The 24,882-nt window shown below is 62.9% G+C and carries 24 protein-coding genes and 1 pseudogene; 9 read left to right on the forward strand and 16 right to left on the reverse strand.

The features are described from left to right. Positions 1-2 precede the first annotated feature (2 nt). From H290_RS28225 to H290_RS28230, 4 genes are all read right to left on the reverse strand, one after another. On the reverse strand, positions 3-515 hold the full coding sequence (locus H290_RS28225; protein ID WP_231373548.1) for a carboxymuconolactone decarboxylase family protein: 513 nt from the start codon (positions 513-515) through the stop codon (positions 3-5). A gap of 514 nt (positions 516-1,029) precedes the next feature. Next, positions 1,030-2,385, reverse strand: a complete 1,356-nt coding sequence (locus H290_RS0109725) for an ABC transporter substrate-binding protein (protein WP_036518471.1) — start codon at positions 2,383-2,385, stop codon at positions 1,030-1,032. Between the two features lie 130 nt (positions 2,386-2,515). Then, positions 2,516-3,286, reverse strand: a complete 771-nt coding sequence (locus H290_RS0109730; protein WP_020106608.1) for an SDR family NAD(P)-dependent oxidoreductase — start codon at positions 3,284-3,286, stop codon at positions 2,516-2,518. Beyond that, positions 3,283-4,029 (reverse strand): TauD/TfdA family dioxygenase, encoded by a 747-nt coding sequence (locus tag H290_RS28230; protein WP_020106609.1) that lies wholly within the window; start codon positions 4,027-4,029, stop codon positions 3,283-3,285. The genes H290_RS0109730 and H290_RS28230 overlap by 4 nt, the downstream gene beginning before the upstream one ends. A 369-nt stretch (positions 4,030-4,398) precedes the next feature. On the opposite strand from H290_RS28230, the gene H290_RS0109740 reads away from it, so the two are divergent. Together H290_RS0109740 and H290_RS31610 are read left to right on the forward strand one after the other, a co-directional pair. After that, positions 4,399-4,986, forward strand: a complete 588-nt coding sequence (locus H290_RS0109740; RefSeq protein WP_020106610.1) for a TetR/AcrR family transcriptional regulator — start codon at positions 4,399-4,401, stop codon at positions 4,984-4,986. Between the two features lie 283 nt (positions 4,987-5,269). Next, on the forward strand, positions 5,270-5,425 hold the full coding sequence (locus H290_RS31610) for a hypothetical protein (RefSeq protein ID WP_155976779.1): 156 nt from the start codon (positions 5,270-5,272) through the stop codon (positions 5,423-5,425). 342 nt (positions 5,426-5,767) lie between these two features. On the opposite strand, the gene H290_RS0109760 is transcribed toward H290_RS31610, so the two are convergent. The 7 genes and pseudogenes from H290_RS0109760 to H290_RS28240 all read right to left on the reverse strand — a co-directional run. Beyond that, entirely contained in the window at positions 5,768-6,763 is a 996-nt protein-coding gene (locus tag H290_RS0109760; RefSeq protein ID WP_020106613.1) for an alpha/beta fold hydrolase, read from the reverse strand. Then, positions 6,760-8,187, reverse strand: a complete 1,428-nt coding sequence (locus tag H290_RS0109765) for a wax ester/triacylglycerol synthase family O-acyltransferase (RefSeq protein WP_020106614.1) — start codon at positions 8,185-8,187, stop codon at positions 6,760-6,762. Before H290_RS0109765 ends, H290_RS0109760 begins: the two co-directional genes overlap by 4 nt. A gap of 28 nt (positions 8,188-8,215) precedes the next feature. After that, complete coding sequence (locus H290_RS0109770; RefSeq protein ID WP_020106615.1) at positions 8,216-9,889, reverse strand: AMP-binding protein; 1,674 nt, start codon at positions 9,887-9,889, stop codon at positions 8,216-8,218. Beyond that, entirely contained in the window at positions 9,886-10,710 is an 825-nt protein-coding gene (locus H290_RS0109775; RefSeq protein ID WP_020106616.1) for a lysophospholipid acyltransferase family protein, read from the reverse strand. Before H290_RS0109775 ends, H290_RS0109770 begins: the two co-directional genes overlap by 4 nt. 7 nt (positions 10,711-10,717) lie before the next feature. Next, complete coding sequence (locus tag H290_RS28235; protein ID WP_020106617.1) at positions 10,718-11,533, reverse strand: alpha/beta fold hydrolase; 816 nt, start codon at positions 11,531-11,533, stop codon at positions 10,718-10,720. 325 nt (positions 11,534-11,858) lie between these two features. Next, entirely contained in the window at positions 11,859-12,728 is an 870-nt protein-coding gene (locus H290_RS0109790) for an alpha/beta fold hydrolase (RefSeq protein WP_020106619.1), read from the reverse strand. Positions 12,729-12,844: 116 nt separating this feature from the next. Continuing rightward, positions 12,845-13,150 (reverse strand): annotated as a pseudogene (locus H290_RS28240) (AAA family ATPase); the annotation flags it as partial. 395 nt (positions 13,151-13,545) lie between these two features. Between H290_RS28240 and H290_RS0109800 the strand changes: the two are divergent. The 3 genes from H290_RS0109800 (at position 13,546) to H290_RS0109810 (ending at position 16,898) form a co-directional block, all read left to right on the forward strand. Then, on the forward strand, positions 13,546-15,495 hold the full coding sequence (locus H290_RS0109800) for an acyl-CoA dehydrogenase family protein (RefSeq protein WP_020106621.1): 1,950 nt from the start codon (positions 13,546-13,548) through the stop codon (positions 15,493-15,495). Between the two features lie 159 nt (positions 15,496-15,654). Continuing rightward, entirely contained in the window at positions 15,655-16,284 is a 630-nt protein-coding gene (locus H290_RS0109805; protein WP_155976780.1) for a hypothetical protein, read from the forward strand. Positions 16,285-16,538: 254 nt separating this feature from the next. Continuing rightward, complete coding sequence (locus H290_RS0109810) at positions 16,539-16,898, forward strand: hypothetical protein (RefSeq protein ID WP_020106623.1); 360 nt, start codon at positions 16,539-16,541, stop codon at positions 16,896-16,898. On the opposite strand, the gene H290_RS0109815 is transcribed toward H290_RS0109810, so the two are convergent. The 4 genes from H290_RS0109815 to H290_RS0109830 are packed head-to-tail and all read right to left on the reverse strand — an operon-like array spanning position 16,895 to position 20,870. Beyond that, on the reverse strand, positions 16,895-18,181 hold the full coding sequence (locus tag H290_RS0109815; protein ID WP_020106624.1) for an FAD-dependent oxidoreductase: 1,287 nt from the start codon (positions 18,179-18,181) through the stop codon (positions 16,895-16,897). The two genes, H290_RS0109810 and H290_RS0109815, sit on opposite strands and share 4 nt — an antisense overlap. 12 nt (positions 18,182-18,193) lie before the next feature. Beyond that, positions 18,194-18,904, reverse strand: a complete 711-nt coding sequence (locus tag H290_RS0109820; RefSeq protein WP_020106625.1) for a maleylpyruvate isomerase family mycothiol-dependent enzyme — start codon at positions 18,902-18,904, stop codon at positions 18,194-18,196. Then, complete coding sequence (locus tag H290_RS0109825) at positions 18,901-19,737, reverse strand: fumarylacetoacetate hydrolase family protein (protein ID WP_020106626.1); 837 nt, start codon at positions 19,735-19,737, stop codon at positions 18,901-18,903. Before H290_RS0109825 ends, H290_RS0109820 begins: the two co-directional genes overlap by 4 nt. Next, entirely contained in the window at positions 19,734-20,870 is a 1,137-nt protein-coding gene (locus H290_RS0109830) for a cupin domain-containing protein (RefSeq protein WP_020106627.1), read from the reverse strand. The genes H290_RS0109825 and H290_RS0109830 overlap by 4 nt, the downstream gene beginning before the upstream one ends. A gap of 60 nt (positions 20,871-20,930) precedes the next feature. On the opposite strand from H290_RS0109830, the gene H290_RS0109835 reads away from it, so the two are divergent. The 4 genes from H290_RS0109835 to H290_RS0109850 all read left to right on the forward strand — a co-directional run bounded on the left by H290_RS0109835 (position 20,931) and on the right by H290_RS0109850 (position 24,160). Beyond that, positions 20,931-21,704: an IclR family transcriptional regulator gene (locus tag H290_RS0109835; RefSeq protein ID WP_020106628.1), complete on the forward strand. Its 774-nt coding sequence runs from the start codon at positions 20,931-20,933 to the stop codon at positions 21,702-21,704. A 116-nt stretch (positions 21,705-21,820) separates the two neighbouring features. After that, positions 21,821-22,999: a cytochrome P450 gene (locus H290_RS0109840; RefSeq protein WP_020106629.1), complete on the forward strand. Its 1,179-nt coding sequence runs from the start codon at positions 21,821-21,823 to the stop codon at positions 22,997-22,999. Then, positions 22,996-23,190: a ferredoxin gene (locus tag H290_RS0109845; RefSeq protein WP_020106630.1), complete on the forward strand. Its 195-nt coding sequence runs from the start codon at positions 22,996-22,998 to the stop codon at positions 23,188-23,190. The genes H290_RS0109840 and H290_RS0109845 overlap by 4 nt, the downstream gene beginning before the upstream one ends. 43 nt (positions 23,191-23,233) lie before the next feature. Next, positions 23,234-24,160 (forward strand): LysR family transcriptional regulator, encoded by a 927-nt coding sequence (locus H290_RS0109850; RefSeq protein WP_020106631.1) that lies wholly within the window; start codon positions 23,234-23,236, stop codon positions 24,158-24,160. Between the two features lie 45 nt (positions 24,161-24,205). Here H290_RS0109850 and H290_RS0109855 read toward each other — a convergent pair whose 3' ends face one another. Continuing rightward, positions 24,206-24,823 carry a TetR/AcrR family transcriptional regulator gene (locus H290_RS0109855; RefSeq protein WP_020106632.1) on the reverse strand — a complete coding sequence of 206 codons (618 nt, stop codon included), beginning with the start codon at positions 24,821-24,823 and terminating at the stop codon, positions 24,206-24,208. Between the last annotated feature and the right edge of the window lie 59 nt (positions 24,824-24,882).

A 24,882-nucleotide genomic window follows, 5' to 3' on the forward strand; every position in this document is an offset into this window, starting at 1 on the left:
CGTTATCGGCCTTTCTGGAAGAGCGTGTCGTACTGCTGCATCAGCTTGTCGATATCTCCGTCGATTCCCAGTTCCAGACTGTTGAACAGCCACGCAAGGAGGTTGTAGGTGCCGACGGTGAAGATCAGGTCGAGGAGCTGCCGATGATCGAGCTCGGCTTCGAGTGTGTGCCAGGTGGATGAGCTGACGGCACCATCGAGGATGAGTTCATCCACGGCGCGGAGCACGGCCGCTTCGAGTTCGCTCCAAAACGGTGCATCCGGTCCGTATGCGATACGGCCGATTTCTTCGTCGGTCAGTCCGGCATCGCGGGCAACGAACAGGTGTTGTGCCCATTCGTAGGGGCTCTTGCGGACGACAGCAACCCTCATGACAAGCAGTTCGCGTTGCCGCTCGGTCAGAGTTGTTGCTCGGAGAATGTGACCGTTGAGTGTGAAGAATGCGCGGGCGAGAGCGGGATGATGCGCCATAGTGCCCAGTGCGAGAAGGGCTTTGGGCCGATCTTCGGTGGGCATCGGTTCATGGGTTGGTTGGGGCGGAACCATCGCTGATAGCGCCCCACGCATTTCCGCAGGGAACTCTGAGGGGGTCAGTGGATTGATTCGTGCCATGTCAGACCATCGTCCTTCCGCCGTTGACACCGCTGTGCGTTCGATCTGTCGGTGGCGTTTTGTCTGCTAGTTAGGCGATCGCATAATTAGGATCTGGTTATATGCTTAGCAGCTGTGCGCGACTGGGTCAAGGGCCAGGGCTCCGCGCCGGCACTACGGCCTGGGGCAGGACCAGGACGCAATCAGCGCAACAAGCCTTGTCGGACAACGCAATACCAGCATTCGCTTCTGAGAAGCTCCGCCGGCGCAGAACAGTTTGGGGAGGCCAATGGTCAGCAACGTCCTAGAACTGGCCCTGCGTTGCCTTGACTTGACTTGGTTCTCAACACTATTGGTACCGCTGCTGAACGCGGCCAACCGTGGGGGAGCGACCTCGATGTCGCTACCCCAACGGTGTGGCTACGAGAGATGGAGTGTGTTACTTGACATCACTCATGCTCTTGCCGACATCCGAGAGAGTCAGCGGCACGCCATAGTCCTTGGTGAACTTGTACGGCGGGATATTGCAGCGGTAGATACCCTGGTCCGGCTGGAAGTCTGGCGTTTCCCAGCCTTCTGCCGTCGCCTTCTGCGGGTTGAAACACGGTGACGGTGGGGTTGTTTCGGCGAGATTTCGGGCCGTGTGCAATCCACCACCGGTCCAAGCGGTTTCCTTGGAGGCGGTCTGGTACAGGCAGGTTCTGGTCAGGTCGTCACCGCATGCCGCCGCAGACTTCGCGAAGAGCAGCCACGCTGACATCGCCCGGATCGCAGGGAGCGTCAACTCGGCATCGGGAGCGTATTTTGCCCAGAGCGCCTCGAGTTCCTTGATGGCCGGAACATCACTGCCGAGCGGTGCGTTGCCACCGAGATCGAGATAGTTGTTCTGAAAGTTCAGGGACTGGGGGCCCGCCAGATCGATGAACTGCTGGCCATACGCGCTGTTGTTGGTATCGATCCAGTCAAGCTTGTAGTCAATGCTGGTCAGTGAACTCAGCAGCTTCGGCAACTGACGGAACTCACCGTAGAAAATTAGGCCTTTGGCGCCTTCGTTCTTGATCTTCTGCGCGTACGGGGTCCAGTCCGAAACACCCATGGCCGGATAGACGTCGTTGTAGACGAATGATCCTCCTGCCGCCTCTACGCCCTCGACCGCCTGTTCGCCCAGCACCTTGGTGACCGGGGAATCACCGTTGATGATGCCTACCTTGGTCTTCGAATCGGGATAGGCGTCATTGATGAGCCAGCTTCGGAATCCGAAGTACTGGTCATACCCCGGCACGAGACTGGGGTCCGCGCTGATCTCCAGATCTGCACCGGCGGAGGTTACTTGGGACACCTGCGCCGGGAAGCTCGGCAGCGTACAGTTCAGCCGCTCCTTGACCCCGAGTCCGTCCAGCCCGCTACCGCCACCGACAAGCGCAAAGTCCGCACGACACGCGGCCACCATCCGCTGACGAACTTCCATCAGGTTCGTGTCGCGGGTGTTCGCAACGATTTTACGGCCGTTGATTCCCCCGAGTTCGTTACACCAAGAGGTGAAGACCTTCGCCGCATCCACGAACTCAGAGTTCTTGGTAAATCCGACATCCGAGAAGACGCCGACGTTGATATCGGTGTCGGTAACTCCCTGCGCGGGGGCGCCGGTGGGCGAACCTGACTGGCAGACGTCGCGGAGGTCGCCGAAATCAGCTGAGGCGGCGTCAGAAGATCCTGTTTCTACTCCGGACACCCCTTCGTCCCCGGTGCTGCTGCCGCGGTCGCTGCAACCCCCGATGAGCAAAGCTCCTGCCATCAATGCGACAAGCGTACGGTGTGGTCTCAATTTGTTTCTGCTCGATTCGTCTGGTCTGTTCGCGCGCTGCGCGCCGCTCCCGTTTCGTGTGGAACCTCTGGTTTGGGACAGTGATTCGATACGTGGCATTTCAGATGGTTCTTCCGCCGTTGACGGGGATCACTTGCCCGGTAACGTAACCCGCATCTTCTCGTGCCAGGTAGGCACATGCGGCCGCGATATCTTCAGGCTTACCGACTCTGCGCATCGGGGTGGTCGACTCAGCGGCCTCGATACCCGGACCGAGGAACCCATTCTCTTCAGTCCGACGCAGCATGGGGGTGTCGATGAAACCCGGTGGCACCGTATTCACGGTAATTCCCTTGGGCCCCAACTCTTTGGCTAGAGCCTTGGTGAATCCAACAACTCCAGCCTTGGCCGCCGAGTAGTGCACCATCCACGGATTACCGGTCTGTGCACTCGACGAGGAGATGTTGATGATCCGGCCCCATCCGGCATCGATCATGTCCGGGACGACGGCCTGGCAACAGTCGAAGGTTCCGGTCAAGTTCACCGCAAGGAGTCGCTGCCAGCTTTCTGCGGATATCTTCAAAAAGGGCTCGAAGCCGTCCATGCCGGCAGAGTTCACCAGTATCGTCGGCGGCCCGATCTTGCGACGAACCTCTTCGACCGCTTCGTCGATCCGCGCCCGGTCTGTGACGTCGACGCCGAGCCCGATCGCACGATAACCCGATGCCGTGATCTTCTCCGCCGCCTCGGAAGCCGCGTCGGCGTTGCGGTCGAAGATCGCGACCGATGCGCCTTCGGCTGCCAAGCGTTCGGCGATGGCCAAGCCGATGCCGGATGCACCTCCGGTGACGATCGCGGTCCGCGGCTCGGCCCATGCGGGCAGTGCGCTCATGCGATCGCCTCGTCGCCAACCAGTGTTGTGCGGTGCATGAGGCGCCGTGAAGTCGGTTCATACGGAATCGCCCGATGTAGCATCCCGGTGTTGTCCCAGATCACCAGATCGCCCACAGTCCACTTGTGGCGCAACACAAATCGCGGCTGTGTAGCCCAATCCAGCACCTCGTTCAGGATTTGCCGGCCCTGCTCAGGGCTCTCGCCCACGATCGAGCCCGCGGTGGCACCAATGAGGAGTGAATGGCGTCCGTCGCGATGACGCCACACGAGGGGGTGCTCCCGTGGGGGGAGTCGGTCCCACATGGCCCGCTCTTTGGGGCTCGGGTCGGGGTTGACCAACAACTGCGCAGCAGTAAAGCTGTGAACCACTCGAAGTCGACTCAAGTAATTCTTCTTGTCGTCGGGCAACGCCTCGTACGCCGCATAGGTGTTGGCGAACTCGGTGTCACCACCTTCGTCTGCTACCTCGAGTGCAGTCAGAAGTGTCGCCTTTTGCGGAACGGCGTCGGTCACACCGTCGGCGTGCCAGAAGATCGTGCTGCGTCGAAGGTTGGCGAGCTCGCTGTGGGCCGGGTCCAAACTGACCGGTGAAATCTCTGGATGTTGTGGATGTGCACCGGTTTTGGCGACAACGACTTCGCCGAGTGCCCGGCTGAAGTCCACGAGATCGGCATCGGAGATGTGGGCTTTACGGTAGATGACGACACCGTATCGATCGAGCAACCGTCGGCATTCCTCCACTACCAGGGGGTCGCGAAAGTATTCGTCGAGGTTCCATCTACGTGCACCCCAATGGAATCGGATGCAGGAATGGTCGCGATGGTCATTGTGCTTCCTTCACTATTTGACGCTGCCGAAGGGTGGGAACAGGGATTGCCGTCTGTAGGAATCGCCGATCCGGTGCCGAGGCGCTCCAGACCGGAATCGATCCCTCGATGCCTGCCAACAAGTCGTGCAGCAGTGCTGTGCGTTCGATCCGTCAGGGGCCATCCTCGGCTAATTAGGCGATCGCCTGATTAGGATCTGGTTATATGCTTAGCAGCTGTGCGCGACGGGGTCAAGGCCAGGGATACGCGTCGGCACTACTGAATGGGACAGGACTGGAACGGAATGAGCGCAACGAGCCGTGTCGGGCAACGCAATACCGGCACCCGCGACAAGCTTCTCGACGCAACGATCGAAATCATGCTCGACGAGGGATACGCGGCTGCCACGTCGCGGCGGGTCGCGGAGAAGGCCGGAGTTCAGCGAGCCATGGTCTACTACTACTTTCCGACCATGGACGATCTCTACCTCGCAGTGCTGCGGCGCGGCTACGAGGCCAACATGGAAGCTCAGCGCGAGGCACTCGCTTCCGAGAAGCCTTTGCATGCGCTGTGGGAAATGACGGTCGACCCGCGCGGATCGCGTTTGACCACAGAATTCATGGCTCTGGGAGCCCATCGGGAACCGATTCGCGAGGAATTGGCCGCCGGAGCAGAACAGTTTCGTGAGGCCCAGGTCGAGGCACTAGCCGAGATGGTCCGCGACTATGCCGAGGGCGAGGGACTGCACGCCGAAGTTGTCTCGGTTGTCCTTGCCAGCATCGGTCGGACGATCGGCCTCGAAAACGGTCTCGGTATTACCACCGGCCATGAACGAACCCTGAAACTCGTAGCCGAATACCTAGACCGTTTCGATGGGCCCCGGCCGAACTGATCCGCTGAAGCCGCGAAGGTTCTGCGCCCGTGCGGGATGTAGAAGTGATCTTCTCCGTTCGATCAAAGTGGTGTCCCCCAGATAGCACTGGGCGACACGACTTCTCGTTCACGTGTGGAAATAGTTGACGGTAGGCGAGTGTTGATGAAACCGCATCACCGGCTGCATCTGTTCGGAAGGAGTGACTGATGACGTACCAGCCTTTAAACTTGTTGTGGACATCGCCGATCTCGCCCGCCGGCGCTCGGTTGCGCGATTATGAACCCAGCCGAGGATGGTCGGGATGGTTGACGGTGCTCGGGGTGCTCGGCGGGTTTGGTTCGCTCCTGATCTGTGGGATGCCCTACTGACGTGTGGTGACGACCTGCCCGACGCCGCCCAAGGACGTCGCCATCAGCACCAGCTGGTGATGGCGGTGCTGCAGGAGGTTCACAAATGACTGACAACCACACCTCGCCGAGCAACGCCCATCAGCGTGAACCCATGCGGGCACCGATCCACTGCATACCTACGATCAGATCGCGATCCGGCTACATGTCCTGACTCACCCCGTCGATGCAGTATTCACCGATGCCCAAGTCATTGAGGAGCTGGCTGAGCGCCACTATCACGTGCGCCCAGCGGTGGTCGAGACAGTGTTCTTCGCGCTGCACGCCGAAGTCGTACTGACCTCCGCCGAAGATACTGACGTGCAGTTGGGAACTGAGGCGAGGGACGCAGACCGCAACGATTTCCGCGTGAGCGGATTAGCGAGAGGGACCATGCCTGCGAACCGGACACACTAGCCACTGGCGGTGACGCCGGTTGATTGCGCGGTCCCGTTCGGATCGATTCGAGCGATCACATTGTCTGCGGCCTCGATGAAGGTCGGTACCCAGTTGGTGGCGCCGAGGACGATGGCGGCATGTCCGCCTGATGCGGCAAAGACCTGAGCGTCATTGATTGCCGAAGCGAGGCGATGTTGTCGCCGACTCGGGATCACCCGGTCTTTCGTGGTCACGACGACAGCGGTGGGGACGTCGACATCGCCGATCCACGCCGCTGAATCGAAGCGTCCCAGTTCGGCGAGAGCCTCGGGAATCGACCAGGCGCTGGTGCTGCGGAACTCGACCCGGCTCCACGCAGCGGGATCGGTCACCTCGATGGAAGGCAACTCGGGGAGCGTTTTGGCAAGCCGATCCACTTGTGCAAGTGCGTATCCGGCGAGGGGTGTCATTGCGGCAGTCATCAACGGGAAGAAGAGTCTCTCGCCGTGTTTGCCGCGGTAATTTCTTGCGGTGGAACACAACACAAGTCCGGCGACCCGTTGTGGGTGACGCTTCCAGGTCTTCTGCGCGACCGCGCCGCCCATCGAATAGCCCGCGATGACGGCACGCTCGATACCGAGCGCATCCATCACCGCGACGACATCGTCGGCGCAGTCGTCGAATCTGAAGCGGGACGACCGAATGCCCCGGCCGTGCCAGCGTTGGTCGAAGGTGACCACCCGGTAGCGACTCGACAGTGCACCGAATGTTGCCATCCAGCTCAGATACGCGGTGCAGCCGAGTGCGTGCAGCAGCACGATGGTCGGCGACTGTGGGGTCGGGCCGGGAACGTCGACGACGAAAGTCTCTCCACGACCGGGCAATTGCAGAATCTGACCTTCGGGTACCCGGTCAACGTCGGGCGCGGTGGGTAACACCCTCCGTAATCCGGCGGCGGTGGTCTTCTTCAGCACCTCGACGCCGGGCCCGGCGACTTGTTGCAGCGCGGTCGCGACTTTGCGTACGGTCATCGCCTCTCATCACCTTTCGGGGACGGTGTCACGGTTTCTAGCAACTGTTCGAGCGCCGGTTCCAGGCCGGCCACCAGTGATCGGAGATCGGGAAGCAGGTCGGGACAGCTCAGTGCCGCGATGTTGAGCCTGCCGGCGTACGACCAGGCAGTGATGTTGAGTCCGATGCCTTCGATGATCGGCCCCACACTGTAGAGGTCCTGGAGCCGGGATCCCGCGATACGAACCTCGGTCGGTGGACCTTTCACGTTGGACACGATCACATTGAAGGGCGGCGGATGTCGAGATGCCATCCGGGAGCGGGAATACCAGCGCAAAAAGGCGCTGAACGGAGCCGGTGGGGTGAACTGCACCCAATCGGCGAGCATGCTCGGGCCCAGACTGCGCTGGATGTCCTTCGACGCACTGGTTGTTCTCGAGATCGTCTGCAAGCGTTCGATCGGATCGTCGACATCTGTTGCGAGCGTGGTGAACAGGTTGGACACACGGTTACCACTCAGTCGCGGGCCTGCGCCCATCTCTTCGGTGGACACCGGTACCCCCGCGAGCAGCGCCCCCTCCGGATGCTCACCGCGGGCGTCGGTCCACGTTCGAAGCGCGCCGGCCACGACGGCCAGAACGACGTCGTTGACGGTGACATCGTTGGTCTGTCGTACCTGTTTGATGTGGTCCAAATCCAGAGTGCAGGTGGCGAAGTTCCGCCGGGATGTCAACGCCCCGTTGAACGATGTGCGAGGGGCATCGAGGATGGGCCGGGGGACTGACACGTCGTGTCGCCGCCTTTGCTTGAGCGCCGCGACAGCGCCGCTGGAGGTCCGCCCAAGCAGGGTGTGAATTGTCCCCAGCTGCAGGGTCGCCTCTTGCAGGGCCAGTTTGACCTGGGTGGCTTTTGTTGGGACAACGTCGAATTGCCAGTCGGCAGGGCGTGCTTTCTCATGATGCTCGATGATTTCAGCGTCGTCCGAGTCGGTGATGTTCGCGATCAAAGCGTTGGCTGCGCCGCCATCCGCGAGGGCGTGATGGAGTTTACCGATGACCGCGACGCTTCCGTCGTTCATCCCCTCGCACACGTGCACCTCCCAGAGCGGGATGGTCCGGTCGAGTGGCGTGCTGCCCACCTGTCCGATGATCGCTTCCAGCTCGGCGTGCCCACCGGGTGCCGGTAGGTCGTGCCGAAAGATGTGCCGGAGAGGGTCTATGGGTCCGTCCGAGATCCACAACGGATGATTCAGGGCGAAGGGGACCGGCAACGGTCGCCGCTTCAACGGCGGCAGATCATTCATGCGTGAAAGTAGTTGTTGCTGCAGCCCTTCGAAGGTGTAGTTGTCGCTCCGTTCCATGATGGCGATCTTGAGCGTGTGCATGTGCATGGTGGGCGTCTCCATGTAGAGGTACCCGGCGTCCACTCCCTCCATGCGTTCCATCACGGATATACCTGCCTCGCAACACTCTTCATGAGACTGCGCCGCTATCTTCGCCCGGCCCGCTGGTGTTGGTCAGTTCACGTTTGACCACCTTGCCGGTGGCGTTGCGTGGCAGGCTGTCCAGGAAGAACACGTCGCGGGGGGCCTTGAACCCGGCCAATTGTGCCTTGACATGCGCCTTGAGGTCGTCGGCACCTACGGTCTGTCCCGGCTTGAGGACGACGTAGGACGCCAGGCGTTGGCCGTACTGCGCGTCGTCCACTCCGATCACCGCCGCCTCCAGGACCGATGGGTGCGCGTGGAGCGTCTCCTCGACCTCGAGGGGAAAGACGTTCTCTCCTCCCGAGACAATCATGTCGTCGTCGCGCCCGACGACGAACAGGCGGCCGTTGTCGTCGAGTCTGCCCATGTCGCCGGTCAGCATGAAGTCGCCGTGAAAGGCCTTCGTTTCGCCGGAACTGTAGCCCTCGAAATGGGAATTGCTCAGCACCGCAATTTTTCCCACATTGTCGACAGCCAGCTCGTCGAGATCGTCGCTGAGTATCCGCACATCGGTCCCGGCTGCCGGGCGGCCCGCGGTATCCGGTGCCGCACGAAGATCTTCCGGGGTCGCGGTGCTGATGAGGCCGGCCTCGGTGGCGTTGTAGCTGTTGTAGACGACATCGCCGAAGCGATCCATAAAATCCCGGACGGCGTCTGCCCGCATCCGCGAGCCGCTGATCGTCGCGAAGCGGAGCGACCGCATGTGGTATTTGTCGAGCGTCTCAGTGGGCAGGTCCATGATCCGTTCCAGCATCACCGGGACCAGCGCCAGCCCACGGGCCCGGTGTTCGTCCACGAGCGCCAGCGTCGCCTCCGGATCGAAGCGGCGGCGCATCACCATGGTGCAGGTCATCGATGCGGACACAGCCATCTGACCGAACCCCCAGGCATGGAACATCGGAGCGGCGATGACGACGGTCTGTTCTGCACGCCAGGGGATCCGGTCGAACATTGCCGCCAGGGCTCCCGCACCGCCGCCACCGGACCTCCGGGCGCCTTTCGGTGTTCCGGTGGTTCCGGAGGTGAGCAGGATGATGCGCCCGGCCTTGGCGGGCTTCGGTGGTCGCTTTCCCCGATTGCCGACGATGACCTCATCGATTGTCTGGGCCGACGAAGTGTCCTCGGACCAGGCGATCAGTTCGACCAAATCGTCGACCTTGTCGCGCGCGTGCTCGACCAGTCCGGAGAACTCGTCGTCATACACAATCGTGGTCGCACCTTCGCGCGCAAGCACTTCCGCGAGCTGCGGACCTGAGAAACCGGTGTTCAACAACAGGGCGTCGGCGCCGGTCTTCGTCGCTGCCGTCAACGATTCGACCAGACCGCGGTGATTCCGGCACAAGATCCCGATCGTCGTGGATTCACCGGTCGTGTTTCTCGCGAGCCCGGCAGCGAGGGCGTCACTACGGTCGTCGAGTTCGGCCCAGGTCAACGACCCGCGTTCGTCGATCAGGGCGGTTCCCTGTGGCCGACGTGCGGCCGACAGACCGATTCCGGACAGTGGCGAGGCTCCCAGTCGCAACAGCACGGCGACCATCCGGACGTATTTGTCCGGTCGTAACAACGTGAGAAATCCTGCGCTGAACAGGGTCTGAATCATCCAGATGATCCGTGTCACGCGGTGCGCGCCGGCCGTCACGAACTGCCGTGCGCGCTTCATCCGATCACCGGAAACCGCCGGGCCCGTGCCATCTCATCGAGATTCGTCTGCATACGGTCCCGGATCACTCGATCGACTTCGTCGATATCTGGATCGTCCCCGAACTCTTCGGTGATGTGCACTGGTTCGAGGACTCGGGTTTCGATTTTCGTCGGCAACGGCAGATTCGGTGGAAGGCCGAGAGAGAAGCCGAAGGGGAAGCCGAAAGACAAGGGTACGAACTTCATCCGGGTGAACCGGTCGAGCCTCAGAAGTTTCGCGAGAGCCTCACTACGGGAGAGGAAGAGTTGTGCTTCGTGGCCGCCGATACTCACCACCGGGACCAACGGAACACCCGCTTCGAGCGCAGTTCGCACGTATCCGGTTCGGCCTTCGAAGTCGATCCGGTTCGCGGAGGTGGTCGGCCGGAAGACGTCATAATCGCCTCCCGGGAAAACGATGGTCACGCCACCGGACCGAAGGACGTCGTGAGCGTTCTTGCGGCCGGCGGGAATGAATCCGGTGCGCGAGAAGACCTCTTTGGTCGGCCAGAGGAACAAGACGTCGTGGGCCAGCACGTACAGCGGCCGGTCGCACCCGAAGTGATCCCAGAAGGCCACAGCTATGACCGGCACATCCATCGCAATGAGACCGCCCGAGTGGTTCGAGACGATCAAGGCACCGCCCTCAGGAACTCTGTCGATGTTGTGCACATCTGAGCGAAACCAGCCTTTGACGGCCAACCGCAACAACGGCAACGCCCGTGCCACCCAGGTGGGATCCCGACGACCCCATAATTCCGCGTCGTCGGGTTCATTCACGACAATCAATTTGTCAGCCATTGCAACCTCACGGTAGATGTTCCGGGCTGGGTCCGAACAGGGAACGACGCAGACATCGTCCCCATTCGAATGGTTCGCCGGCCGAATCATCTTGCGCGAGTCGGTCGGCCACGACCGCTAGCGCGAGCGGATTCGACACGAGTCCGATGTGGCTGCTCGTGACGGCGATGTTCTCGTGATTCTCGGCGGGGTCGAGTGCGCAGCTGCGCCAGTTCACGATGCCGTCGGTCTTGGAATAGATCGCTGTGCACGGGACAGGCATTGGTTGTCTGAGCACGTCGACAATGTCCCGGGCGTCGGGGGAGAGGCCGTACTTGCGCGCTGCCCTTTCGAACAAGGCGGTGGTCCGGGTGATCTCACCTTCGGGTCGCCACGGCGAACCGAGAGTGATGACCCGGTCGATCTGATCGCTGTGCACGTGGCCGAGCCATCTGGCCAACAGCCCACCGAAGCTCCAGCCGACCACGCTGACCGGCCGGCCGTATCGCTGATGAATCGCGTCAAGACGAGCCGGCAGCCCCTGCACCACCTCATCGGTCAAACCGTGGTTGGAACCCAGTCCCCACCCGTGGACCCGGTAGTCGAGCTTTCGTAAATGTGCCCGCAGCCGTCCGGTCAGTGAATCCGAGGCGTAGAAGCCGGGGAGAACCAGCACCGGGTGGCCGCTGCCGAGGCGTCGCTGCGGCACGACCGCGTCAAATCCGACCGACACCGGAAACTCGACTGCTACCCGCAGCACCTCGAGGGCGGTAAGGGCGAACATTGGTTTGGACAGCGGCGGGCCGCTTTCACCGCCTTGCCGCGAGTCCTCGAAGTCGTACATGCACTCATCACCGGTCCGATCTACCCCGATACTAGAACGTGTTCTCGTTTTGTGGCACCAGGCTGCCGTATTTGTCCCGACGATGCAACAAAGATGACCGACGCCATGCTCGACACCTGGGAGCGCGAAGGCGTTACATCGGTCTTCGCGGTGGTCGGCGGGTTTTGCAGCGCAAGCCTGACGCCGGCGCTGCTGTGACCAATCCTTATGGCACCCAGGAGTGATGAGACGAATTGCGAGCGAACAAGGCCCCCGGCCCTGGCTCACGCGGAGTGCTAGGGCGTCGGCCGAATCGTCGTGAATGTGCCGGGACGCTCAGCAGATTTCAGTACTTGAGTACGCTCCGCAGCTTCGCGGCGAACTCCTCCGGCTTGCCGGCCTGGCCGAACTCACCACCGAGGAAGCCGGCGTGGCCGCTCGGGAAGACAACGGCCTCGCGGCCCAGAAGTGTCGCGACGGCATATGCGGCGCGACCGGCCATTTCACCGTCGGTCGGTCCACCGGATTCCTCGCCCACACCGATCACGATCTCGGTCGCTGCCGATCGGAGCGCCTCGACATCGGGTACGAAATCCACTGCGCCGCCGCGCATATTCGACATCAACGGGTCCGTGCGTACACCGTCGTCGATCGGCGACAAGCCGAATGCGGCCGGGTCGGGTGCCGGTTGCGCCAGGTAGTCGGAGTCGATTTCACCTGTCTGCATCACGAACGCGATGAACTTGGCCATCGCCGGCCCCTGCCCGGACGTGTCGTAGGTGGCCACCATGTCGGTGCACACGGCGTGGATGTGCTCACGGTCGGGCAGGGTGCCTCCCGCGGGCGGTTCGTGCGCGACGAGCAACCGGATGTCGCTGGGGTATTGCGCAACGAGTGCGAGTGCGTTGACGGCACCGCCGCTGGAGGCGAACACGTCGACCGGCCCGGCCCCGAGCGCATTGATCACGGCGTGCAGGTCGTCCGCGTGTTGCCCTGGCGTCACCGCCGACGTCGGTTCGTCCCGCACGCTGCGGCCGGTGTTGCGTGGATCGACGGTCACCGTCGTCCGGTCGAGGAAGTAGGACTGGAGTGTCATGAACCCGGTGGAGTCCATCGGTGAACCGATGAGAATCAGCGGGACGCCCTTCGAGGATGCGTCGCCGTGGATGTCGTAGGTCAATGTCGCGCCGGGAACGGTCGCTGTGTGGGTGCTCATGTCTCTGTAGACCACGGCGGCGCGGAAAACTCGTCGGGCATCGGTGAAGGAAGTTGCCGTGGGCCGACTTGTTCGGCCGAGACCGCTGGCGGGGCATACGCGGTTATGCGAGGCGCGGCGAGGAGCTCGTACTTGGTGCCGGCCGCGACGATCTTGCCGTTGCCGATCACGACCAGGTCATCGACGATGACCTCGATCTCGTGGAGCAGGTGCGAGGACAGCAACACCGTGCGGTCCTGGCTGGCGAAGCCCGTCAGCAGGTCGCGCATCGACCGGATCCCAGCGGGGTCGAGCCCGTTGACGGGCTCGTCGAGGATCAGGACCTCGGGGTCACCGAGGAGTGCAGTGGCGATACCGAGCCGCTGGTGCATGCCGAGGGAGTAGTCGGCATCGCTTCGTGCGCGTATCGGTTCGATGGCCAGTCTTGTCTTGACCGAAAGTACGGGGCCGGGACTGTGCTTCAGGTCGATTCGAGTAGCAGACGTGCCGAACTCTCCCAGTACATACGGTCGACGCTACGTAGTTATACCCGGTATGTTTCGTTACTCGCGACGAAATACGTTGTACCACAATTGAAGCAATCCAATAGTCACGGTTTATTTTGGGCCGAGACCGAAAGTGACTGTCCTGCAGTGCCTTCGGGACTTCGAGATACGGGGTCGTCATCTTCAGCCGGATCCGCAGGTCAATCCGTCCGGAGCTCGAGCCGTGTCTGGTCAAGCGATCAGTACCTGCCAGTAACATTTAGTGCTCGTTTTGGTCCACAGCCCTCTGGGAAGGAGAACACTGGAGGTACATCGCCCCTGGAGGAGTCAAGATGGTGACCACTCAGAAGTTGGACGTGACCGAGGAACAGTCGAGAGCCCTCGTTGAAGAGTCAAGGGCCGAAGGATGGGACAAACCTTCGTTTTGCAAAGAGTTGTTCCTCGGGAGGTTTCAGCTTGATCTGGTGTATCCCTATCCGAAATCGGCACCCGAAGACTCTGCGAAGGGCGACCGCTTTCTGGGAAAGCTGGCCGCGTACTGCGCCACTGTGGACGGCTCGGTGATCGAGCGGGAAGAACGCATTCCCGATGAATACGTCAAGGGTTTCGCAGAACTAGGGTGCTTCGGTCTGAAGATCTCTGAAGATTACGGCGGAGTGGGTCTCACGCAAGTTGCCTACAACAGGGCACTGATGCTCATCGGCTCGGTGCATCCCTCCCTGGGTGCACTCATGTCCGCCCATCAGTCGATCGGCGTGCCCGAGCCGCTCAAGCTTGCCGGTACGCCGGAGCAGAAGGCGCGGTTCCTGCCGCGCTGCGCGAAGGGTGCGATCTCGGCCTTCCTGCTCACGGAACCAGACGTCGGATCCGATCCCGCTCGAATGGCGAGTGCCGCGGTCCCGATCGAGAACGGCGAAGCCTACGAACTCGATGGTGTGAAGTTGTGGACCACCAATGGCGTCGTCGCGGAGTTATTGGTAGTGATGGCACGGGTGCCCAAGAGCGAGGGTCATCGCGGCGGAATCTCTGCCTTTGTCGTCGAGGCGGCCGCCCCTGGAATCACTGTTGAACGGCGCAATAGGTTCATGGGATTGCGTGGTATCGAAAACGGTGTCACCCGAATGCACCAGGTCCGTGTGCCGAAGGAGAACTTGATCGGGAGTGAGGGTGACGGCCTGAAGATCGCCCTCACCACGTTGAACGCTGGGCGGCTGGCGATTCCCGCGATGTGCTCGGCCGCCAGTAAGTGGAGCCAGAAGATCGCACGTGAATGGTCTGCAGAGCGCGTGCAGTGGGGCCGGCCTGTGGGTGAGCATGCGGCTGTCGCGAGCAAACTTTCGTTCATCGCGGCGACCAACTACGCACTCGAAGCTGTCCTCGACCTGTCGGGGCAGATGGCCGACGAGGGTCGCAACGACATCCGGATCGAGGCGGCGCTCGCGAAGCTGTGGGCCAGCGAGATGTCGTGGCTCGTCGTCGATGAGTTGGTTCAGATCCGTGGCGGACGGGGTTACGAGACGGCCGATTCGCTCAAAGCGCGCGGCGAGCGAGCTGTCCCGGCAGAGCAGATGCTGCGCGATATGCGGATCAACCGCATTTTCGAAGGGTCGAGCGAGATCATGCGGCTCCTCGTCGCGCGCGAGGCGTCCGATGCGCACGTCGTTGTGGCCGGTGACCTGTTGAATTCCGAGGCAGCTCTGAGAGCGAAGGCGAAGTCTGCAGTCAAGGCCGGCGGCTTCTACGCCAAGTGGATGCCGCAACTCGTCGCAGGCAAGGGGCAGTTGCCGAGGTCGTACAGCGAGTTCGGCTCGCTGGCAACACATCTGCGCTTCATCGAGCGCAGTTCCCGCAAACTGGCTCGCTCGATGCTGTACGGGATGGCCCGTTGGCAGGCCAAGCTGGAGTATCGGCAAGGTTTCCTCGGCCGGATCGTGGACATCGGCGCCGAGTTGTTCGCCATGTCCGCGGTGATCGTTCGCGCGGAAAGTCAGCGCACCGACGACGCTGCACAAGGCGAAGCGGCCTACCAGTTGGCCGAGGCCTTCTGCGAGCAAGCAACGCTGCGAGTGGAGACACTGTTTGCTGCGCTGTGGCGCAACACCGACGATACCGACGGCAGGATCGCTGCCGGCCTGCTCGACGGTAAGTACACCTGGATGGAGGAAGGTGTGCTCGACCAGAGCGAGGGGACCGGACCGTGGATCTCGGGGTGGCAACCCGGTGCGTCGACAGAAGAAAACGTATCGAAGCCATTCTTGCCCTCCACCAAGCCTGTCATTTAACGCTTTTGGTGGAGCTGCCGGAAAACCCTGACCTTCGGCGCGTTCGGTCAGTTGCCCATGTCGACTATGGCGACCGTTGACTCGCCGCGGCCCGGTGGAGGAGTGTGAGTGAGTCGGGTTCGACCCGTCGGCGCCGCTGGGCGCCTCCCGAGGAGAAGGGTGTCGACCGTGTATGCACGCTCTACGACCATTCATGCACATCCGTCGTTTATCGACGTCGGGATCGTGCACATTCGCGATACCGTGATGCCCGCGCTCGCCGGCATCGAAGGCTGCGCCGGACTGTCTCTGCTGGTCGACCACGGCTCCGGCCGATGCATCGCCACCAGCTCCTGGATGGACGAGGACTCTCTTCGCGCGAGCGAAGGGCAGGTCTCGCAACTCCGCGACGCCGCGGCCGGCGTCTTCCACGCCACCATGACCGTTGCGCAGTGGGAGATCGCCGTTGTGCACCGCGAACATCGCTCGCACCGCGGCGCCGGTGTGCGCGTCACATGGCTCGAGTTCGAGCCGGGTGACCAGGACCGCGCTGTCGATGTGTACAAGTCGGAGTCCGTCTCCGCGATGGCGGAGCTCAGTGGGTTCTGCAGTGCCAGCCTGCTGGTCGATCCTGCCGCTGGTCGCGCGGTGTCGTCGGTGACCTTCGACACCGCCCAGGCGATGAGCGGCAGCAGGGACAAGTCCGAGACCATCAGAACGTCGGGAATACGCCAGTCTGGTGCGCGGCTGCTCGAGGTCGCAGAGTTCGAGTTGGCGATCGCTCATCTGCACGTACCTGAAATGGCCTGACAACGATCGACGCTGCATGCGCAGCTCGCCATGCCGCGTATGCGTACAGCTCATGGTGGCGCACCGCCCTCGCGCTGGGGACGAGCGAACCCACACCTCCGCGCCGATGTCCTCTGCGGACATCCGACCTCCGGGCTGCGCAGCCGTCGAGAGCGAGATCGAAACCCTCGCGGCGGGACGGAGGGCTTTTCTCATTTCTGTGGCCGAGGGGGGTCGCGAAGTGAATTGATATGACCTCGGCGACAATTGGGTCCATGACCATTTATGTCTCGAGTCCGCAGATCCCGTACATCCTGACCTTCGAGGATGCCGAGCGCGATGACGTCGCGCGGGAGATCGAACGCAGCATCGTCGGCGCGAACGAGACCATCGCGGTGCCGGGAACGTCCGACTACATCGAAGAGGTCGTGCCGCCGCTGGTGCTCACCCTCGACGCCGACGACTCCGCGTTTGTCATCAACTGGGGTCAGGTGGCGTTTGTGGAGATCACCGAGGACGACCCGAACGAGGTCGCCGCCAGCGCGTTCCAGCGGCCGTATCTGGAACTCAGCGCGTCAGACGAGGCCATCGATGACGACGACGAAGACTTCGACGAGGATACCGAGGCGAGTTAGTTGTTGACCTGTAGGTCGAGAACTGGGCGAACCACTTCTGACGCGGTTTCGGCGGCGGAGTGCAGCGACACGATCGGGTACATCGGTGGCTCGTCACCAGGGAACAGGGCTGTGGGGCCGTAGATCCAGTCGGTGTACGAGTAGTCGTGGGTGTCGCGGGCACGCAGCAAGACATTGCGTTGTTCCCGTGCCACACCTTCGAGATGCCACAGCTCTCCCCACTCGCGTGCGGTCGTCAAGACCCGTCGGCAGTGCTCAGGACGCACGGCTTCGTATGCGGTCAGGGCGGCATCCCAGTTGATCGTGTCCTCGGAGTTGCGCTGGCGGGCAACGTGTTCGGCGAGTACCCAGCCATCTTCGATGGCCATGATCGCGCCCTGGGCCATGTATTGCAACGGTGGATGCGCCGCGTCGCCGAGCAGCGCGATCCGCCCCTTGACCCACGTCATGATGGGGTCGCGGTCGTACATCCGCCACCACTTGTCGCGCCACATGAGGGGGATACCTTCACGCACGGCAGAACACGCGCTGCTGAACGAGCCGTCGAGCTCGTCGGGTGTGCCCCAGTCGTCCTCACCGGCAAGGGCTTTGGGTGATTCGAAGACGGCGACCTGGTTGAGCATTTCTCCGCCACGTAGTCCGTAGTGAACAAAGTGGTGGCGGGGCCCGACATAGACCACGACCTCGGACAGGTCGATGGGACGATCGACCAGCTCAGCCACCGGAACCGTGCCACGGTACGCGACGTAGGACGACGAGACCGGTTCGTCGTCGACCAGCAGCTTGCGGGCGACCGAGTGCAGGCCATCGGCTGCGATGACCACCCCGGCCTCATGCTCGTCACCGTTGGCCAGGCGCACCCGCGCGCCGGTGGCGGTGTTTTCGTAGGCGACCGCCTTGGCGTCGGTGACCAGCTCGACACCGGCCCGCTCGCAGGCCCGCAGGAACAGACCGTGGAGATCGCTGCGGTGAATGACCATGTACGGGAATCCATATCGACGTTCGAGGTCGACCAGGTCCAACTTGGTCAGATCGGTGGAGTCGACGGCATCGCGCATGACCATCGCCCGCGGGACGACGCCGAGGCTCTTGGCCTCGTCGAGCAAGCCGTAGTCATCGAGGATTCGCGTGCAGTTCGGTGCGAGCTGCAGGCCTGCGCCCACTTCACCGAACTCCGCCGACCGCTCGAGGACTCGCACGGTGAGACCCTGCCGGGTCAAGGCGAATGCAGCGCTGAGGCCGCCGATTCCGCCGCCGACGACGATGACGTCAGGTGTAGTCATGATGTGGTCCGTTCAGAGCCAGGCCGGCAGTGCCGGCGCGGGAGATCCGTCAGAGGTCGACAGGTCGATGGTGCGGCCGCTCAAATAGGCGACCAGATCGGACAGCGGTGCCGTGATGGCCACCGCGGGTTCTGCGCCCGGCAGATCCCACGCGATGGCGCTGTCGGTGGGTTCGAGGTGCAGTGCCACCGCTGGCGTAGCGGAGCGTTTGGCCACGATGTCCGTACCGATCGCCGCCAGGAAGTCCGTGGGCAGGTCGGCGAAGGTGACGGCCATGCCGAGGTCAACAGCGTGGACGCACACCTCCCTCGCCCGCAGCCACGGGATCTCCGTGGCCGGGACGGTCCGACCTTGAGCGGTCACGATCGACCGCTCCCACTGCTCGTCGGAAAGCTGGGACATGGCTTCCTCGAGCTGGTCCACAGACGATCGCGCCCACGCGAGCAGCGCAGACGTCGATCGCCGAGATCCTTCTTCGATCCCTTGGGCGCGGGCCTCGGGGGACGCGTACATCGGAGTCTCGACACCGGTCTTCGCCCAGTGCACGAGGTTGCCGAGCGCATCGGCATTCGCGGCGACATGGGCGACCAGTTGCCGGCGAGTCCAGTCCGGTAGAGCTGACCCGGCAGCCAATCCGGCTTCGTCGAGGCGGTCGACCGCGGAGAGGTAGAGTTCGGTTCCCCGCTGCATCCACCGCCGCGCGTCGGCAAAGCTGCGGCTCATTCCTTCACGACCTTGTTGGTGCACGAACCGAGGCCCGAGACACTGGTCACGACGGTCTCGCCGCCGACCAGGTAGACCTTCGGGTCGCGGGCGTGCCCGACACCGGCGGGGGTGCCGGACGCGATGAGGTCGCCGGGGTTGAGCCGGATGACGGTCGAGATGTATTTGACGAGTGTGACCGGGTCGAACAGCAGGGTGCCGGTGTCGTCGCGCTGCATGACCTCGCCGTCGACGGTGGTGGTGACCTCGAGGGCCGGGCGCACTCCGCCGACCTCGTCGGGCGTCACGACAAACGGGCCGACCGGGGTGGAGGAGTCCCAGATCTTGCCCTGGGTCCACTCGATGGTGCGGAACTGCCAGTCGCGTACCGACACATCGTTCATCACGGTGAAGCCGGCAATCGCTGACTCGGCCTCGGCATCGTCAGCGCGGCGCACCTGCTTGCCGATGACAACAACCAACTCGACCTCCCAGTCGAGGGCATCGGTCTCGGCAGGTTTGACGATGTCGTCGTTCGCGCCGATCAGGGTGTCGGCGAACTTGGGGAACAACGTCGGGTACGACGGGAGCTCGCGACCCATCTCCTTGATGTGGTTCTTGTAGTTGTGGCCGACGCACACAACCTTCGACGGCTGCGGGACCACCGGCGCGAAGTCGGCGCCTTCGAGTGGATAAGTCGTGGCGCCGTCGGCGTGCGCCGCCTGGGCCTGTTGCTCCCAATTGCCCTGGGAGAAGAAGACACCCAGGTCTGCGACGCCCAGGTCGATCAGCAGCTCGCCGTCGAGCTTGACCGCGCGGGTCGTTCCGTTGGAGCGGATGGTTGCGAGTTTCATCGGGTGACCTCCATGTGGTCGAGTTGAAGCGCCTCGAAGATCGGGGCGTCGGAAAAACAGAAGAGATCCAGGGCTCCGGAGTCGGAGTCGGTGGTTCCGGCCTGGGATTTCACCGAGAACGGCTGCCAGGACGGCACAACAAAGAGGTCTCCGCGGGACACGGTCCAGCTTCGGTCGCCGACCGTCGCGGTGCCCGAACCGTCGAACACCTGGTAGACGCACGAACCGGTCTGCTTGACCGGGGCCGTCTCGGCGCCGCGGACAACGCGGTGGAACTCGGTGCGCATTGTCGGGAGGACATCGCCGCCGGTGTGGGGGTTGGTGTAGCGGACCGCGGCATGGCCGGGTTCGACCGTGCCGCCGAAGCCTTCGGCCTCGATCGCGAGCTGGTCGTTCAGTGCGCGGTCGGTGAACTCCCACTTGTACGAGAGCAGTGGGCTGCCCGGCGTGAGTGTCGTGGCGCTCAGTGGGCGCAGGCCCGCATGACCCCACAGCCGTTCGGAGCGAGATCGTTCGGGTGTAATCCGCTCGGGGTCGCTGATCGAATCCCGACCGAACTCGAAGAACTGCACCTCGGACTGGTACTGGAAGGGGATGTCGAGGCCATCGATCCAGGCCATCGGCTTGTCGGTGGCGTTGTGATGTGCGTGCCAATTCCAGCCGGCCTGCGGCAGGAAGTCGCCGCGGTTCATCGGGATGGCGTCACCACCGACGACTGTCCAGACGCCGGACCCCTCGACGACAAATCGGAACGCGTGCTGGGTGTGGCGATGCTCGGGAGCGTCCTCGCCGGGCATCAGATATTGGATTGCCGCCCAGAGTGTGGGGGTGGCGAAGGGACGTCCGCCCAGGCCGGGGTTGGCCAGTGCGATCGCGCGGCGTTCACCGCCACGGCCGACGGGCACGAGGTCGCCGGCCTGTTCGGCAAGGCGCACCAGGTTCGACCACTTCCACAGATGCGGGACGGCGCGGGATCGCGGATGCGCCGGCATGAGGTCACCGATCTCGGTCCACAGTGGCACGAGCAGTTCGGACTCGAAGCCGCGGTAAAGCGCTTCCAGCGCCGGCGTCACATCGGGCTGATTCGGCGCAACCGCGGGGTGCAGCCGTACAGGATTGTCGGTCGAAGTCATGGCACAAGAGTGACCCAGGACCACACTGGCAGAACAACATATTCTGCTATACAGAATGACATGGAGAAGTCGCAGAAGAGTCTGCCGACCTATGCGATTGCCAGCGTGGACAGCGCGTTGAGGCTCGCCACCGTCCTGCAACTGGAAGGTGAACTCACCGTCGCGGAGGCGGCCGAGCGACTCGGCGTCGCGCGTTCGACGGCTCATCGGCTGTTGCAGATGCTGGTTTACCGCGACTTCGCGGTGCAATACCCGGGGCGACAGTACGGTGCCGGTCCGGTGCTCCAGTTGGCCGAACACTCCCGTTCGGCGACCTCTCGGCTCAGGTCAGTCGCGCTGCCTCATATGGAGCGACTGGTGCAGGCGGTGGACGAGTCGGCCAATCTGACCATCCGCACCGGTACCGAGGTGCGTTTCATTGCGTCGGTGGAGTCCGGGCAGGCGCTGCGGGTCGGGTCACGCGAAGGCATGGTCTTTGCCGCCGACCGCACCTCGGGCGGAATGTTGTTGCTGGCTGAGATGTCCGACGAGGAACTGGACGCGGCCTATTCGGTCCGCGACGACGCGGAGCCGGCCGAGCGTCCAGACCTGGCTCGCTTGCGGTCCGAACTGGCCCGGATCCGAAAGCAGAGATTCGCGGTCAACCAGGGTCGCTCCGAACGCGGCGTTGTCGCCGTGGGCGTCCCGGTGTGTGACTCCGCCGGTAAAGCCGTTGCTGCACTGTCGGTTTCGATCCCGTCAGTTCGCTATGACCGGCAACGGCTGCCGTCGCTGGTGGCCACTTTGCGCATGGGGGCCGATGGAATCGCATCGGACCTGGCCCACCGACTCTGACGGTGCCGCCGGTCGCCTCGGCAGGACCTCCAGGAGCAACGACATGCACTTCGTGCATGTTCTTCCATGCAAAATATGAGTTGGATTTATGTGAGTGGGATCACTTCACTGAGTGCATGTCCAAAAGCCAGCCCCCAACATCCGGCATCGATCTGTTTGCCGATGACATCCTGACCGACCCCTATCCCACTTTCGCCCAGCTCCGCGACCTCGGCGCGGTGGTCCATCTACCCACCAATAACGCCTTCGCCCTGACCCGATACGACGCCATCCGGGCTGCCCTCGGCGATCCCGAGACGTTCTCGTCTCGGACGATCGGCTTCAATCCAGCGGTCAACGAGGCGTTGCAGGGCACATCGTTGGCCTCTGATCCACCAGTCCACAAGGAATTGCGGAAGGCTCTCACCGAGAATCTCTCACCGCGAGCACTGCGAGGACTGAAGGTTCAGATCGACGCGAAGGCGCAGACGCTGGTCGCAGAGCTGGTTGCCAAGGGATCGTTCGAGGCGATCGATGCGCTCGCCCGCGCGCTTCCGCTCGAGATCGTCGCCGACCTGATCGGCTTCACCGGATCCGTGCGCGACAACATGTTGCGGTGGGGCCAGGCGGCAATGGAGGTCATCGGCCCGATGAATCAACGCACTGCGGAGAACTTCCCGATCGCCGGCGAGCTCTACGGCTGGTGCTCCGAGGTCAGGGCCGAGGACCTGGCGCCGGGCTCTGTCGGTCGAGGAATCTTCGATGCCGAGGAGAGGGGTGATATCCCGCAGAACGCCGCCGGCCACATAATCCATCAATACCTGGGGGCGGGCGTCGATACCACGATCGCCGCGATCGGCAACGTCGTCGCGCTCTTCTCGGCACACCCCGACCAGTTCGATCTTGTCCGAGAGAACCCAGCACTTGTACCGGCGGCGTTCAACGAGGTCCTCCGATTCTGGGCGCCCGTCCATGCCTGGGGCCGGTTCGTCACCAAGGACGTCGAGATCGAGGGGGCACTGGTGCCGGCCGGATCCCAGGTGGCGATCCTGTTCGGCGCCGGCAACCGTGACCCGAGGCACTACGACCATCCCGACACCTTCTCGATCGAACGGAATCCGATCGACCATCTCTCCTTCGGTTACGGCACCCATGGTTGTGCCGGCCAGGGCCTGGCCCGCCTGGAAGCGCACGCCGTCATCGGCGCGCTGGTCGACCAGGCCCGGCGGTTGGTGGCTGCCGAGCCGGTCCGGATTCCCAGCAACATCACTCGTTCCATCGATGAACTGAAGATTCTGGAGGTTGTCCCCGCATGAGAATCGTGCTTGATCGGATGCGCTGTGAGGGCCACGGCCTGTGTGAAAGTGTCGCTCCCGAGGTCGTGCACCTGGATGACGAGGGGGAACTCGTCGTCGATGTCGAAGACCTTCCCGATAGCAGTGCGGAACTCGCTGCCGCCGCTGTCCGGGCCTGCCCGGTGGCCGCGTTGAAGCTCACCGGTGTCTGACATCGGGGATTCGGCCCGCGGCCCGTGAGTACAGTCTGTGTGGATGAACCCGCCCCACGATCAGACGGCGAGCGACTCCGGTCTGGATCGCCTCGCTTCGGTGAACCTCAATCTGTTGGCGCCGATGCTGGCATTGCTCGAGGAAGTATCGGTCACCCGTGCCGCCGTGCGGGTGGGCATGTCGCAACCGGCGATGAGCCATGCGCTGGGGCGGATGCGCCGCCTGGTCGGTGATGATCTGGTGGAGCGGCAGGGGAGTGGGCTGGTGCTCACTCCCCGCGCCGTGGAGCTCATTGCACCCTTGCGTGAACTGCTGAGGCAGACAGCACGATTGGTGGACTTTCCAGGGTTCGATCCTCGTGAAGACAGCCGGACCATCACGGTGGCGATGACCAGCAGTACCGCGTTCGTGGTCGGCGCGCGTCTGGCGCGGCTGGTCGCCGAACGGGCTCCGAACGCGACTCTGCGGATACGCAACTTCACCTCGCCGCAGCCCCAGGACTTCATCGACGGCGGGGTCGATGCGGTCCTCGTGTCGGAGGCATTCACCTCGCCTTACCCGCGGCGGCGGTTGTACGAGAATCGTTGGGTCGTGATCGCGCATCCGGACACCGACCCCGATGCGTCGGCGCTGGACCTGCTCACCTCGCTGCCCCACGTCGCGTACGACACCCCGCAGCGAGTGTCGCCGTATGCAGCGATGGACGCGGGTGGTCTCGACTACCGGATCGGGCAGTTCGTGTCCGATTTCCTGCTCATTCCACATCTGGTTTCCGAAGTGAAAGGTGTTGCTGTGCATACCTTTCGGGTTGCCAGCGCGATGCGTGATCTGGTTGATATCCGGATCGAGGAGTTTCCGTTGCCGGTCCCGGCGCTGGGTGTCGACGTCGTCTGGAATCCGCGGCTGGCGGATGAGAAGTTCATCGCGTGGTTGTGGGAGATCTTCGTCGAGGTAGCGACTTTCGAGTAGGTGCCACCGAGATCTTCTGCACCACAAGCTGAATGGCGAACAGATCTACTCCGCCGCGCCGAGCAGGCGGGTCCAGGAGTCGATCAATTCGGAGATCATCTGCTCCTGTGTGAGTTTCCAGTCGGCCCCGTCCCAGCGTTGAGCGACAAAATCGAGTTCGGCCATGGCGAGGGTGCCGCGAAAATATCGAACCGAAGGGTCGAAACGGCCGGCCTGGTCGAGGCCGTCCTCAATATCGCTGATGGCCTCTGTCAACCACTGTTCGACGAGATCGCCCAAGGCGGGATCGATGACCACGGCGTCACGACCGATGCGGATGATCGGCCGGATGTCGGGCCAGTGCGTCACCGCGTCACGTAACCAGTCCCCGATCGCCTCTCGGGTGCCCTTGGCCACGACAGCGACCAGATCGGGTGCGGTCGAGCCATGTTCGGTCGACCGATTGCGCTGGAGGACCTCGTTCAATTGTTCATCGAACAGCGCCTTCATCAGGTCGGATTTGGACGGGAAGTACGCGTAGAACGTCGGGCGCGTGGTGCCGGCGGTGTTCGCGATGTCGTCGACTGTGGTGGTCGCGTAGCCCTTCACCTGAAAGAGATCCAGGGCCGAGGTCAGCAGAAGCTTGCGGGTCAGCTGCTTCTGCGCCGCACGGAGGTTGCTCATGAAGCAACCCTAGGCCAGGGCGATTGCCTTCCGTGGGGTGTGGACCACCGATTTCTGAA

The sequence above is a fragment of the Nocardia sp. 348MFTsu5.1 genome, from assembly GCF_000383535.1.
GTDB lineage: Bacteria > Actinomycetota > Actinomycetes > Mycobacteriales > Mycobacteriaceae > Williamsia > Williamsia faeni.